The organism is Streptomyces sp. NPDC054847, assembly GCF_053610925.1.
Genome location: NZ_JBSGZJ010000180.1, coordinates 1 through 13,166 on the forward strand (window position 1 = coordinate 1; position 13,166 = coordinate 13,166).

Here is a 13,166-nt window from a genome sequence, read left to right on the forward strand (position 1 = left end):
CGGCCGGGGCGGCACAGAGGGCAGGCGGACCACCGCGTCCACACCGCCGTACGGGGCCTCCTCCAGCGTGGCCCGCCCGCCGCCGGCGACGGCGAGCCGCTGCACCAGGGCGAGTCCGAGGCCGCTGCCGCCGGCGGCAGCGCCCGGTGCGCGCCAGAAGCGGTCGAAGGCGCGGGCGCGTTGCTCCGGTGGCAGGCCCGGACCCTCGTCGATGACGTGCAACTCCGCCCAGGGGGAGCGTGCTTCGCGCGGCGCCCGCCGAGAAGCGCGCACCGGGCGGGTCTCGAGCCGGACCTCGGTCCCCGGCCCGGACACCCGCAGGGCGTTGGAGAGCAGGTTGTCCAGGATCTGTTCCACCGCGCCCGGTACGGCGAGCGCATGGCCGACGCGCTCGCCGCCGAGGGTCAGCCGGCATCCGCGGGAGGCGAACAACGGTCCCCAGGTGGCGGCCCGTTCACGGGCGCAGCGGTCGACGTCGACCGGCACGCGGGCGGTCGCGTGCTCCTCGAGCCGGGCCATGGCGAGCAGCGTCTCGACCATCCGGGCCAGCCGTTCGGTCTCCGTCATCGCGGCGGTCAGATTGGCGCGGGAGCCGGGAGCGATCCCGGGCTCCAGATTGTCCAGTCTCAGCCGCAGCGCGGCGAGCGGTGTCTTGAGCTGGTGGGACGCCTCGCCCGCGAACGCCCGCTGCGAACGCATCACATGCTCCAGGCGCGCGGCGGTGTCGTTGAAGGTGCCGGCCAGCCGGCGGACCTCGGGCGGGCCCGTGGTCGTCGCCAGCGTCGCGCGGACGGAGAGGTCGCCGCGGGCCAGCCGGGCGGTGACGGCCTCCAGCTCCATGATGGGGCGGCCGGTCCAGCGCGCCACGGCGAGTCCCAGCCCGGCAAAGGCCGTCAGGACGAGCAGTCCCGCGACGGCGAGCGTCAGCCAGACCCGGTGCACCCGCTGGGAGACCACCTCCGTGGGCAGTGTCAGGTGCACCGCACCGGAACGCGATGCCCCGGCGGTCACCGGGGCCGCCGCGGCCAGCACCTCCACCCGGCCGTAGCCGCCGGTGCGCACGTCGGTGGCCGCCCGCCCGCCCAGTGCGGCGCGCACGTGCCTGCGGTCCAGCATGTCCCGGGCCTCGCGGTCGCTCATCGGGCGTGACGCCGCGCGGACCCTCCCGTCGCGGTCGAGGACGAACACGTCTCCGTCGATCCGCTCGGCACAGTGGATCACCCGGCGGGCGAGCGCCGCAGTCTGGTCGGAGCGCAGGGAGAGCCGCGCGTACGCGGCGAGCGCCTCGGCCTCGTCCTCCGCGGCGCGCACCACCCGCTGTCGCTCCGCGCCGCCGTAGACGATGCCCAGCGGTATCTCCAGGCTGAGCAGCACCAGCACGACGAGGGTGAGGTAGCTCAGCCGCAGCCGGCGGGTCACGGTGGCTGCACCCGATCAGGGCCCGGTGGCACGCGGTCGGGAACGGCTGGGACGCGGTCAGGGAGCGGTGGGACGCGGTCGGAGGCAGCGGCCTGGCCGGGGACGGAGACGTCGTCGGTCAGCCGGAAACCCACACCGCGCACGGTCTCGATCCAGCGGGCGTCACCGAGCTTGCGCCGCAGGGTCGCCACGTGGACGTCCAGCGTCCTGGTCGGGCCGTGGAAGTGCGGATCCCACACCTGGTCGATGATCTGCCGGCGGGTGTAGACGGCACCGGGATCCTCCGCCAGCAGCGCCAGCAGGTCGAACTCCTTCGGCGTGAGAGCCACTTGTTCGGCACCCAGCCGGACCTGGCGGGTGCGCCGGTCGACGACGAGCCCTCCCGGCCGGGCGGCCTCCGCCGCACCGGAGGGCCGCCCGGTGCGGGCACCGGCCGCCGGACCCGTGCCGGGTGCTCCGGCAGAAGGCTCCGGCAGGGCGGTCACCACAGCCGGGCGGGCCGGTTCCGGCGGGCCCGTGAAGCCGTGGGCGGCAACGGCCGTGCGCCGCGTGACCGCCCGGACCCGGGCGATCAGCTCACGAATGCTGAAAGGTTTCGCCAGGTAGTCGTCGGCCCCGATCTCCAGACCCACGATCCGGTCGGCCTCCCCGCCCCGCGCCGTGAGCATGATGATGGGCACGTCGGAGACCTGACGGATGCGCCGGCAGACGTCGATCCCGTCGATGTCGGGCAGGCCGAGATCCAGCAGCACGATGTCGCCGTAGGGGGCGCCGAGCGCCTCGGTGCCGGTGGCGACCCGTGCCACCGCCAGCCCGTAGCGCGCCAGACCTTCGGCCAGGGGCTCGGCGATGGTGTCGTCGTCCTCGATGAGCAACACCCGCATGGTCGTCCTCCCATCCGTCCGTTCTCGGCGACACGTCGGGGGCCCTGCCGGCACACGCGGCCGGGCCGCGTCTCAAGTGCCTTGTACACAGGGCGAGTTCGGCATCTGCACCGTACAACAGGGAATCGCCGGGAAGATCGTGACTCATCCCACGCCCGACGACCCGCGTTCCGGGGGCTGTTCTTCGTACACACCCTGCCGTCGCAGAGAACTGGCCGGATCATGGGCGCGCCTTGACGTGCTGCTGGCCCGGCTCTGACGACCGCGTCCCTACGGTCGTTGCCACAGTCCGCAGGTGCCGCCCCCGTGGCGAGCGCCGCTGCGAACCCCCAGGAGGCAACCATGCAGGCCCTTCTCGACCATGCCCGCTCCTTCCACCGGAATCCGGGCAGGGACGCCGACACCCTTCGCGCCCTCGCGGCCGGCCAGTCGCCCGAGGCCATGGTCATCAGCTGCTCGGACTCCCGCGTCGTTCCCGCGCTCATCACCGGCGCCGGTCCCGGCGAGGTGTTCGAACTGCGCAACGCCGGCAACATCGTGCCCCCGCCCGGCTCGGGCGTCCCCTCCGGCGAGGCCGCCACCATCGAGTACGCCCTCGAGGTGCTCGGCGTACGGGACGTGGTGGTGTGCGGCCACTCGCACTGCGGGGCGATGGACGCCCTGGCCTCGGGCAGCGACCTGTCCGGGCTCCCGGGCGTCGAGGCGTGGCTGTCGCTGGTGCGGCCCGCCCTCACTCCGTACCTCGGCGCGCACCCCGGCCCGCGCCCCGGCAAGGACGCGCGGCTCGAGCGGATCGTGCAGCGCAACATCGTGCACCAGCTCGCCGTGCTCGGCTCCTACCCGGCGGCCGGCCGGCTCATTGCCGCGGGCGAACTCCGCCTGCACGGCTGGTACTACCGCGTCGAGAGCGGAGCGCTGCTGGAGCTCGGGGACGACGGGACGTTCGAGGCCCGCTGACGCCCACCCGCTCGGCCCCCGTCGCACCGAACGGCTCCCCCCAAAGGACTCCCTTCATGACTTCCCCCACCCGAAAACGCGCCCGTCACGCACGCCCCCCGAGCAGGACCTTCCCCACCCGTCCCCCCGCCGGGCGCCGCTCGGGCGGCGCGCCCGTGGACCGGCGCCCCACCCTCGCCGAAGAACTGCGCGGAGCCTCACTCGTCACCGAGATCGTGGCGTCGTTCGTCGTCTTCCTCGTCGCCCTGCCCCTGTGCATCGGAGTGGCTGTCGCCTCTGGCGCGCCCGCCGAACTCGGCATCGTCTCCGGTGTGGTCGGCGGGCTGCTCGTCGGCCTGATGCGCGGCAGCACCCTCCAGGTGAGCGGACCCGCCGCAGGACTCGCCGCGCTGGTCGCGGAGGCCATCGCCGCGCACGGAGCGGCGACGCTCGGCGTCATCGTGCTGGCGTCAGGAGTCCTCCAGATCGCCCTCGCGCTCGTCAAGCTCGGCCGGATGTTCCAGGCGATCTCCGTCGCCGTCGTCCAGGGCATGCTGGCGGGCATCGGCCTGCCCCTCATGATCAGCCAGTCCTATGTGCTGGCCGACAGCAAGGCTCCGGGTACCCCCGTGGAGAACGCGCTGGGCCTGCCCGGTCTGGTCACCACGGCCCTGAGTACGACCGACGCGCTGATCGCCACGGCGCTCGGACTCGCGACCGTGGCGCTGTGCTTCGCCTGGAAGAAGGTTCCCGGCCCCGTGGCCAAGGTGCCGGCTCCGCTCGTCGCGGTCGCCGTGGGAATGGCCGTTGCCGCGCTGCCGGGGGTGCGGATCGACACCCTGCGCGTGGGCGATCTGACGGCCTCCGTGCACTTTCCCGGCGCCGCCGAGTTCGCCTCGCTGGCCGACCCGGCCGTGCTGGCCACCGTGCTCACCTTCACGGTGATCGCCTCGGCGGAGAGCCTGTTCACCGCCGCCGCCGTGGACCGTATGCACACCGGCCCCCGCACCCGCTACAACAGCGAACTGCTCTCCCAGGGCGTCGGCAACACGGTGTGCGGCTCCCTGGGCGCGCTGCCCATGACGGCCGTGGTCGCGCGCAGTTCGGCCAACGTCCAGGCGGGAGCGAGGACACGGCTCTCCCGTACCCTGCACGGCCTGTGGCTGCTGGGCTTCGCCCTGCTGCTGCCCGGCCTCCTCGCGTTGATCCCCATCACGGTGCTGGCCGGTGTGCTGGTGCACAGCGGCTGGAAACTCCTCGCGCCGGAACAGTTCCCGCGGCTGTGGAAGCAGGACAAGGGAGAGGCGGTCGTGATGGTCGTCACCACCTTCGCGATCTTCGGTACGGCCCTGCTGGAAGGCGTCCTCATCGGTCTGGCCGCGGGGGTCGTGCTCGCCGTGCTCCGCATGTCCCGGACCACCGTGCGGCACAGCACCGACGGGGACACGGCAAAACTCACGATGACCGGCAGCGCCACTTTCATCAGGCTCCCGCAGCTGCTCGACGCGCTCGACGCCGTCGCCGCGGCCGGCAGCCCACGGATCCGGCTCGACCTCACGGCCATGACCCACCTCGACCACGCCTGCCGCACCCAGATCGACGAGTTCGTCGCCCAGCAGCGCAAGGGTGGAACGGTCCGGGTGGAACTGCTGCTCCCCAGCGGCCCGAAGGGTGCTCCCGCGGTGGAACCCGGCGGACCGCCGCACGGAGACGGCGTGCCCCGGGCGGCGGGGGAGGAGCTGCCGGACCTCCCGTACCCCACGGAGTGGCCGGCCCAGGGCCGGGTGGCCGCCCCGCCTCGCACCGAAGCCGAACCCTTCGCTCCAGAGCGGGAGTTCACGGGCACCGCCACGACGCAAGAGTTCGATGTCGGCGAGTGGGAGCAGGCATACGTGGGTGAGGCCGCCCGCCGCGACGCTGCCCCCGCCCAAGGGGCTGCGCACGGCGGCGACACGAGCCGGTGGAACCCCGCCGGAGGCGGCCGTCGCGACGCGCGGGCTCCCGGCCCGTACGACGTCTTCGACGGCCTCGGCTGACACGTCCGGTCCCGGGACCGTCGGCGGGTCACCGCACGCGTTGCGCCCGTGGGACGGCGTCGCGGGTGTGGTGGACGCCGGCGGGGGCCGGGGCGGGTCTCGTCGATCAGGACGGCCCAGTCGTGGCCTTGCCGTGTCTCACAGGCCGTGGCGGCGGTCGCCCAGGATCCGTTCGCACACCCGGGCTTCGGATTCGGGGGAGAAGGGATCGTCGCGGGCCCCCGCGGAGCGGCGGGTCTCCTCGACGGGACCGGCGTCGAGACCGGCGTCGAGATCGGCGGCGAGGTCGGCGGTCATGCCGGCGCCGAGCCCCTCCGGACGAGGTGTGGGTTCCGGACCGGGCCGGGAATGTCGGGTCATCGTGACCACCTCCGACACCAACGTGCCTCCGCCGCGGCGATCTGACCAAGTTCTTTGCGGAAAGCGCAAAAAGGCGGCGGGCCCGGACGATCTCCTTCGCCGGTGGGATGCGGTGCATCTGGTTGAGGCTCAGGCGCCGGCGGCCGCCGAGGGCGCCGCCAGCCACCGTGCGTAGCGCACTTCGGGGACGGCGACGCCGTCGACCTCGAAGGGCTCCTCCCTGCCGTCCGGCAGGAATCCGGCCCGCTCGTAGAAGCGGCGGGCGCGTGCGTTGTCCTTGAGGACCCACAGCTGCATCAGCGTGAAGCCGCTCGCCCGTGCGCGACCGGTCAGCTCTGCCGTCAGCGCGTGGCCGACGCCGGAGGATATCCGCTCGGGCAGCACGTAGAGGGCGTAGAGCTCGCAGGTTCCGGGCGGGGCGTCCTCGTCCCTGGCCGGTCCGAAGCAGCCCCAGCCGATCACGTCCCCGTCCCGCTCCGCGACCACGTTGGTGACCTCGGTGCCGTCGGCCAGGTACCGGCGGCGGCGTACCGCGTCCTCCTCGACGCTCATGGCGTCCAGATACGACTGGGGCATCAGCCCGGCGTACGCGTAGCGCCACCCGCCCACCCGGATCGCCGCCACCGCCTCGCAGTCGTCGACGGTCATGTCCCGCACCTTCACCGTCATCGGTACGCGCCCTCCCTCGCCGTTCTGCACCGCAGACTGCCCGCCGGCTCTCGCCGACGCCACCAATAATCCGTCACCCGCCGGTGACGGCGGGTCAGAGCAGTGTCAGCTGGGTGGGTTCGTCGCCGGCGGGCAGGGTCTCCGGCTCGCCGCGTACCGGCAGGCGCCGGTGCCCGCCGGGCCGGGAGGCCGGGCCGATGCCGAACTCGGTGGCCAGTTCGTGCACATGACGGGTGATCCGGCGCTGGTACCACCTCGGCGCGTAGGCGCCCTCCGCGTAAAGACGTTCGTAGCGTGCCACCAGGTGCGGATGGTGTTCGCGCAGCCAGGCCATGAACCACTCGCGGGCGCCCGGCCGCAGGTGCAGCACGAGCGGGGTGACGGAGGTGGCCCCGGCGTCGGCGATCGCCCGGACCGTCGCGCGCAGCTGGTCCGGACGGTCGCCGAGGAAGGGGATGACCGGCGCCATCAGGACACCGCAGCCGATGCCGTGGTCGGTGAGGGTGCGTACGGCGTCGAGCCGGCGCTCGGGGGAGGGGGTGCCGGGTTCGACGGTGCGCCACAGCTCGCGGTCGGTGAAGCCGACGGAGACGGACACGCCGACCTCGGTGACCTCCGCGGCCTGCCGCAGCAAGTCCAGGTCGCGCAGGATCAGGGTGCCCTTGGTGAGGATGGAGAACGGGTTCGCGTGGTCGCGCAGAGCGGAGATGATGCCGGGCATCAGCCGGTAGCGGCCCTCGGCGCGCTGGTAGCAGTCGACGTTGGTGCCCATGGCGATGTGCGCCCCCTGCCACTGCCGGGAGGCGAGCTGGCGGCGCAGCAGCTCGGGGGCGTTGACCTTGACGACGATCTGGGAGTCGAAGCCGATGCCGGTGTCGAGGTCCAGATAGCTGTGGGTCTTGCGGGCGAAGCAGTACACGCAGGCGTGGGAGCAGCCGCGGTACGGGTTCACCGTCCATTCGAACGGCATCCGGGACGCTCCGGGCACCCGGTTGAGAATCGAACGGGCGCGCACCTCGTGGAAGGTGATGCCCCTGAATTCGGGCGTGTCGAAGGTCCGGGTGGTGACGGCCGACGTCCCGAACAGGGCGGCGTCCCCTGATGTGGCGGGGCTTTCTGCCAGATTGTCCCAGCGCATGGGTGCCTCCTCGTTCGCACTGACCCCAGAATAGAACACCTGTTCCCACGATCGCCGCAAGCGCGATTTGGGGGCCCGGGCCCGAGGTGGTTGGCTAGCCGCATCCCGCTGGAGCTAGTGCTGGAGGAGCAACGAAATGGCGCAGGTCGAAGCCACCACGGAACGGATCGTCGCGGCGGACGCGGAGACGGTGTTCGATGCCGTGGCCGACTACGAGAACACCCGTGCGAAGCTCCTGCCCGAGCACTTCAGCGAGTACGAGGTCCGTGAGGGCGGCGACGGCGAGGGCACCCTCGTCCACTGGAAGCTCCAGGCGACCAGCAAGCGCGTCCGGGACTGCCTGCTCGAGGTCACGGAGCCGAAGGACGGCGAACTGGTCGAGAAGGACCGCAACTCCTCCATGGTCACCACCTGGACGGTCACCCCGGCCGGCGAGGGGAAGTCCCGGGTCGTCGTGCGGACCGTCTGGAACGGCGCGGGCGGCATCGGCGGCTTCTTCGAGAAGACCTTCGCCCCCAAGGGGCTCGGCCGGATCTACGACGCGGTGCTCGCCAACCTCGCCGCGAACGTGGAGAAGTAACCTCACCGGTTCGAGTGGTCTTCCCTGTGGCCCGGTAGTGCGCCCGGCGCGCGCCGGGTCCGGGGAAAGCCGCTGGTGGGCACCCCAAATACGCCCTCTGCGGGGCGCGTTGAGGGCGCTCTCGAACGCCTGGCCGGGGTCGTGACCGACTTGCTCCCCCTTCATGCGCAATGCGAAGAATGACGCCGCGCAGTGCGACGAGGGGAGCAGGGACGTGGGCGGCATCACTCTGGTGCAGGACGAGCAGGCCGCGCCGGCCTCCGCCGGACCCGCGGACCCGCCGCCGCACGCCGCGGAGAGCGCCCCCGCGCCGCTCGGCCCCCGCCGCGTACGGCTCGTGTTCATGGGCCTGATGCTCGCGCTGCTGCTCGCCGCGCTCGAGCAGATGATCGTCGCCACAGCGCTCCCGAAGATCGTCGGTGAGCTGCACGGGCTGGACCGGATGTCGTGGGCGATCACCGCGTATCTGCTCACCGCCACCATCGGTCTGCCCGTCTACGGCAAGCTCGGCGACCTCTACGGCCGCAAGGGCGTCTTCCAGTTCGCCATCGTCGTCTTCGTCGTCGGCTCCGCCCTGGCCGGCTGGTCGCGCACCATGAACGAGCTGATCGCCTTCCGCGCCGTGCAGGGCCTCGGCGCAGGCGGGCTCATGATCGGTGTGCAGGCGATCATCGCCGACATCGTGCCGCCGCGTGAACGCGGCCGTTTCATGGGGCTGATCGGCGCCGCCTTCGGGCTCGCCTCCGTCGCCGGTCCGCTGCTCGGCGGGTTCTTCACCGATCACGCCTCCTGGCGCTGGTGCTTCTACTTCAACGTCCCCTTCGGCCTGATCACCCTCGTCGTCGTCAGCGTGGTCCTCAAACTGCCCAGGCCCGAGGGCAGGGCCCGACTCGACGTCCTCGGCGTGCTGTTCCTCGCCGCCGCCTCCACCTGCCTGGTGCTGCTCACCAGTTGGGGCGGCACCGAGTATGCGTGGGACTCCCGCGTGATCCTCGGACTCGGCGCCGGTGCCGCGGCAAGTACCGTGCTCTTCCTCGTCGTCGAGCGCTACGCACCCGAACCGGTCATCCCGCTCCGCCTGTTCAAGGACTCCGTCTTCAACATCACCTCGCTCGTCGGCGCGGTCGTCGGCATCGCCCTCTTCGGCGCTGCGAGCTACCTGCCGACGTTCCTCCAGATGGTCGACGGGGCCAGTGCCACCGAGTCGGGCCTGCTGATGCTGCCGATGATGGGCGGGGTCGTCGTCGCCTCGATCGTCTCCGGCCAGCTCATCAGCCGCACCGGTCGCTACAAGGTCTACCCGGTGCTCGGCAGCGCGATCTCGGTCGTCGGCATGTGGCTGCTGTCCCGGCTGGAGGTGGACACCTCCCGGCTCGAGTACAGCATCGGGCAGGCGGTCCTCGGCGTCGGCATCGGGCTGGTGATGCCGGTCCTGATCCTCGCCGTGCAGAACGCCGTGCCGCCCGCCGACCTCGGCACCGCGACGAGCGCCAACAACTACTTCCGGCAGATCGGCGGCAGCGTCGGCGCCGCCGTCTTCGGCACGCTCTTCGCCGACCGGCTCACCGACGCGCTCGCCGACCGCGTCCCGGCCGGCGCGGGCCTGCCCGACCCGGCCGCCATCACTCCGCAGCTGGTGCACGCCATGCCGCCCGCGCTGCGCGACGCGTACGTACAGGCCTACGCCGACGCGATGCCGCGGATCTTCCTCTACCTCGTGCCGGTGCTCGTCCTCGGCCTGCTCATCGCCTTCTTCCTCAAGGAGAGACCGCTGGTGTCCCACAACGCCCCCGCCGACGCCGCCGTGCCGCACGCCCGGACCGCCCCCGCGCCCGCCGCCGGGCAGCCGGCCGCTCCGCACCAGGCCGGTGTGCCCGTCTGCGGCACCGTCCAGCACCACGACGGCACCAGCGTCCCGCGCGCCGCACTGACCCTGATCGACGTGCAGGGCACCCAGATCGGCCGGGGCGCGAGCGGCGAGGACGGCCGGTACGCGCTGAGCGCCCCCGGCCCGGGGGCGTACGTGATGATCGCGGCCGCGGGCGGCCACCAGCCCCAGGCCGTCACGGTCACCGTCGGCGAGCGGCCCGTCGACCTCGACGTGGTCCTCGGCGGCGCCGGCCGCCTCGCCGGGATGGTCGTCACCGCCGACGGCAGCCCCGTACGGGATGCTGCCGTCACCCTCACCGACGTGCGCGGCGAGGTCGTGGCCACGACCCGCAGCGGGCGCGAGGGCAGCTATGTGATCAGCGAACTGGTGGCGGGGGAGTACACCCTGGCGGCCAGCGCTCCCGCCTTCCGGCCCGCCGCACACCCCGTCAGCGTGCAGGCGTCCCGGGAGACCCGCCAGGACATCGAGCTGGCCGGCGGCGCCGTGCTGCGCGGAACCGTGCGGGCGGGCGACGGCCGGCCGGTCGACGACGCCCGCGTGACCCTGCTCGACGCGGCCGGCAACGTGGTCGACACGCTCACCACCGGGCCCGACGGCACATTCCGCTTCGTCGACCTGTCGTCGGGCGAGTACACGGTCATCGCGTCGGGCTACCCGCCGGTCGCGACCGTGCTCCAGGTAGCCGGCGGCGGGCGCACCGAGCGCGACCTGCAACTCGGTCACGCCGACTGACTCCAGGGCCCGCGGCGCCCCTTCCCACCTGCGGGGTGAGGGGGGCGCACGCGGCGCGGCGCGCCGGCGCCCCGGGAGGCCTGCGCCCGCTCGGCCGTCCGCCGGCTTCGCGACGGCGCACGACCTCTTCCGCCAACGCCCGGCGCCGGGCGTGGAGATACCCCTACCGTGGTGAACAAGGCCGTTGTCTCCTGGCGGCGGGGAAGGAGCAATCCACTCATGGACAGTGGCGTTCCGCCGGTGCCCCGGCAGCGGTACCCGGTGGCCGGACGGATTCCGCTTGCCGTGATCGTCGTGGACGGTGACGGCCTGGTGTCGCACTGGTCCACCGGTGCGCGCCGCCTCTTCGGCCCCGCGAGGGCGGAGGCGGTCGGGCGTCCGGCCGTCGAACTGCTGCCGGTCTCCGGCGCCCTGGCCGGTCAGGACTGCGACCATGAGGCGGAGCACGGCGGCGACGGCATCGGCCCCTGCCCCGGATGCAGCGCGTACAGCGGACTCGGGCAGGGCCTGGACGCGTGCCTGGGCGGACTCACCGCCTATCCGACGGCCGGCCGTGCCCGGGTCTCCGAGCTGGGCCAGGACCGGGTCGACGTGCTGTGGTGGGCGTATCCGATGGTGGGCCCCGGCGAGGAGCGGCTGCTCGTCCTCGCGGCGGACGCGGGGCGGCTCGGGACCGACGAAGGCAGCGTCGAACGGATCGCGCCCGGCTTCGCCCTGCACACCGAATTCCCCGGCGCCGAGGAACTGGCGCGCCGGCTCCCGGAGATCCTGCCCAGCATGAGCGTGCGGGAGTCGACGCGGATCGTCTCCCGGATCCTCGACCTCGGCTACCCCGTCCTCGAGTTCAGCCACCACGACCGGGTGCCCGTCACCCCCGACTGGGGCGTGCCCCGCCGCGCCGCCCGCAGGGCACGGCAGCAGGCGGCCGAGCAGGCCCACGCGGCCGGGCACCCCGTGGAGGAGGCGGAGTTCGAGCCGGACCTCGAATACGCCGCGGTGCGCGAACGCCTGGAGTTCCTGAACGAGGTCAGCGGCCGGATCGGCTCCTCACTGGACCTCGCCCGCACCATCCGGGAGATCAGCTCCGCGATCGTGCCCCGTTTCAGCGACGTGGCCTGCACCTATCTGCGGGAGGAGGTCGTCGCCGGCGAGGGCTTCTGCGACGGGGACCCCGACGCGACGACCATGTGGCACCGGGTGGCGTTCGAGCACGTCGACGAGCCCGGCCGCTGGGACGACATCGTCCCCGTCGGCGAGTCCATGCCGTTCCCCGCCCACACCCCGTTCTTCCAGTGCATGGTCTCCGGTGAGCCGGTCCTGGTGCCGCGCATCACGGAGGAGATGGGCACCGCCATGGCCGAGCAGTTCGACAAGCGGGACATGCGCCCGCTGATCAACGGCCGGTCCATGCTGGTCGCACCGCTCAAGGCACGCAACGTGGTCCTCGGCTGCATGATCCTGCTGCGCCACCCCGAGCGGCCCCTGTTCAACGACATGGACCGCGTCACCGGCGCCGAACTGGCCGCCCGTGCGGGGCTGGTGCTCGACAACGCCCGTATGTACACCTACCAGGAGAACGTCGCGGAGACGCTCCAGGACTCGATGCTGCCGCAGGTCGCCCCGCGCACGGCGGGCTGCGACACGGCGACCCGCTATCTGCCGGGGACGATGCTGGGCCGGGTCGGCGGCGACTGGTTCGACTCCGTGAAGCTGCCGGGCTCACGTACCGCGCTCGTCGTCGGCGACGTGATGGGCCACGGGCTCAACTCCGCGGCGATGATGGGCCAGTTGCGTACCGCGGTGCAGACGATGGCGGCGCTCGACCTGCCGCCCGCCCAACTCCTGCGCAACCTCGACGACCTCGCCCAGCGCCTCGGCGAGCACTACCTGGCCACCTGCGTCTACGCGGTGTACGACCCGGTCCGCGGCGAGCTGGAGCTGGCCAACGCGGGCCATGTGCCCCCGGTGCTCGTCCGCGCCGCCGACGGCCGCAGCGAACTGCTGGAACTGCCGTCGGGAGCGCCCATCGGGGTGGGCGGGGTGCCCTTCCGCAGTGTCCGTGTCGCGGTGTCGCCCGGTGACCGGCTCGTGATGTGCACCGACGGGCTGGTGGAGGTACGCGGCGAGGACATCGGCGTGGGTCTCGCGACGCTCTGCGAGTCCGCCGCGCACCCCGCGGCGTCGATGGACGACGCCTGCGACACCATCATCCGCGCGCTGAACACGCGTGGCGGGCGCAAGGACGACGTGGCCCTGCTGATGGCGCGGCTGAACGGCATCGACCCCGGCTCCGTCGCCACCTGGGAGCTCTCGCTCGAGCCGCCGGAGGCGGCGCGGGCACGGCGACTGGTGCGAGGACAGTTGAACGCCTGGGGGCTCGGGAAACTCACCGGCACGGCGGAGCTCCTGGTCGGCGAGGTCGTCGCCAACGCGGTGCGGCACGCCTCCGGCCGCCGCGCCGAACTGCGGCTCGTGCGGGCCGATTCGCTGCTGTGCGAGGTGGCGGACGACGACCACACCC

Annotated in this window: 10 protein-coding genes; 5 read left to right on the forward strand and 5 right to left on the reverse strand. The window is 72.8% G+C overall.

The features are described 5' to 3' along the window. Together ACWGH4_RS19125 and ACWGH4_RS19130 are read right to left on the reverse strand one after the other, a co-directional pair. A partial coding sequence (locus ACWGH4_RS19125; protein ID WP_453462110.1) for a sensor histidine kinase occupies positions 1 to 1,419 on the reverse strand: 1,419 nt, incomplete at its 3' end. Continuing rightward, positions 1,416 to 2,303, reverse strand: coding sequence for a winged helix-turn-helix domain-containing protein (locus ACWGH4_RS19130; RefSeq protein ID WP_453462113.1), 888 nt, complete (start codon positions 2,301 to 2,303; stop codon positions 1,416 to 1,418). The genes ACWGH4_RS19130 and ACWGH4_RS19125, both read right to left, overlap by 4 nt. A 342-nt stretch (positions 2,304 to 2,645) precedes the next feature. Here ACWGH4_RS19130 and ACWGH4_RS19135 point away from each other — a divergent pair, with 342 nt between their 5' ends. Continuing rightward, on the forward strand, positions 2,646 to 3,260 hold the full coding sequence (locus ACWGH4_RS19135; RefSeq protein WP_453462116.1) for a carbonic anhydrase: 615 nt from the start codon (positions 2,646 to 2,648) through the stop codon (positions 3,258 to 3,260). Between the two features lie 56 nt (positions 3,261 to 3,316). Continuing rightward, on the forward strand, positions 3,317 to 5,275 hold the full coding sequence (locus tag ACWGH4_RS19140; protein ID WP_453462119.1) for a SulP family inorganic anion transporter: 1,959 nt from the start codon (positions 3,317 to 3,319) through the stop codon (positions 5,273 to 5,275). A 138-nt stretch (positions 5,276 to 5,413) separates the two neighbouring features. Here ACWGH4_RS19140 and ACWGH4_RS19145 read toward each other — a convergent pair whose 3' ends face one another. From ACWGH4_RS19145 to ACWGH4_RS19155, 3 genes are all read right to left on the reverse strand, one after another. After that, a complete protein-coding gene (locus tag ACWGH4_RS19145; RefSeq protein WP_453462122.1) occupies positions 5,414 to 5,635 on the reverse strand; it encodes a hypothetical protein in 222 nt (73 codons plus the stop codon). A 129-nt stretch (positions 5,636 to 5,764) separates the two neighbouring features. Continuing rightward, the gene (locus ACWGH4_RS19150) at positions 5,765 to 6,304 is read right to left on the reverse strand and encodes a GNAT family N-acetyltransferase (protein WP_441261666.1); all 540 of its coding nucleotides are present in this window, start codon (positions 6,302 to 6,304) and stop codon (positions 5,765 to 5,767) included. 94 nt (positions 6,305 to 6,398) lie between these two features. Further along, on the reverse strand, positions 6,399 to 7,442 hold the full coding sequence (locus ACWGH4_RS19155; protein ID WP_453462125.1) for an Rv2578c family radical SAM protein: 1,044 nt from the start codon (positions 7,440 to 7,442) through the stop codon (positions 6,399 to 6,401). Positions 7,443 to 7,578: 136 nt separating this feature from the next. Between ACWGH4_RS19155 and ACWGH4_RS19160 the strand changes: the two genes are divergently transcribed. From ACWGH4_RS19160 to ACWGH4_RS19170, 3 genes are all read left to right on the forward strand, one after another. Next, complete coding sequence (locus ACWGH4_RS19160) at positions 7,579 to 8,022, forward strand: SRPBCC family protein (RefSeq protein ID WP_364595629.1); 444 nt, start codon at positions 7,579 to 7,581, stop codon at positions 8,020 to 8,022. A gap of 214 nt (positions 8,023 to 8,236) precedes the next feature. Beyond that, entirely contained in the window at positions 8,237 to 10,645 is a 2,409-nt protein-coding gene (locus tag ACWGH4_RS19165) for an MFS transporter (protein WP_453462131.1), read from the forward strand. Between the two features lie 219 nt (positions 10,646 to 10,864). After that, positions 10,865 to 13,166 (forward strand): SpoIIE family protein phosphatase (locus tag ACWGH4_RS19170; RefSeq protein WP_453462128.1); only part of this gene is annotated, 2,302 nt, incomplete at its 3' end.